The organism is Pseudonocardia xishanensis (assembly GCF_039541715.1).
Lineage (GTDB): Bacteria > Actinomycetota > Actinomycetes > Mycobacteriales > Pseudonocardiaceae > Pseudonocardia > Pseudonocardia xishanensis.
Genome location: NZ_BAABGT010000130.1, coordinates 1 through 751, shown reverse-complemented (window position 1 = coordinate 751; position 751 = coordinate 1). Strand labels below are relative to the sequence as shown.

Genomic DNA, 751 nt, shown 5'->3' with positions numbered 1-751 from the left:
GAGCGAGCCGGGCAGGTTCACGTTCTGCGTCGACAGCTTGTTGAGGCCGGTCAGCACCACGGTGCCGCCCTTGCCGATCGCGTTGAACGCGCCCGTCACGATCTCCTCGGTGACGATGCCCGCGGTCACGACGGCCTTGTCCGCGCCGTTGCCGTTGGTCATCGCGCGGGCCAGGTCGCCCGCCTCCTCGATGGACGCGACGGCGTGGGTGGCGCCGAGCTCCATGGCCTTCTCCCGCTTGTTCTGCAGCGGGTCGACGGCGATGAGGTTCTTCGCGCCGGCGTAGCGGGCGCCCTGCACGGCGTTGATGCCGATGCCGCCGACGCCGGAGACGATCACGGTCTCGCCGGGCTTGACGTCCGCGGCGTTGACCGCGGAGCCCCAGCCGGTGGGGACGCCGCAGCCGACCAGGACCGCCTTGTCCAGCGGCAGGTCGTCGTCGACCTTGACGCAGGAGTTCTGGTGGATGGTCGCGTACTGGGAGAACGTGCCCAGCATGCACATCGCGCCGTACTGGCCCTTGGGGCCGGTGAACGGGAAGCGCTCACCGGGGAGGTAGCCCTCGAGGATCGTGGCGCCCATGTCGCAGATGGCCTGCTGGCCCGTGGCGCACCAGCGACAGACACCGCAGTTGGGGATGAACGAGCAGACGACGTGGTCGCCCGCCGCGACGCGGGTGACGCCGGGGCCGACCTCCTCGATGATCCCGGCGCCCTCGTGGCCGAGCACCATCGGCAGCCGGGCCTCGAGG

At 70.8% G+C, this 751-nt stretch carries 1 protein-coding gene; it reads right to left on the bottom strand.

All coding sequences use genetic code 11. The annotated features are described in order from the left end of the window. The coding region (locus ABD993_RS36455) for an alcohol dehydrogenase catalytic domain-containing protein (protein ID WP_345428962.1) at positions 1-751 on the bottom strand (751 nt) is incomplete at both ends.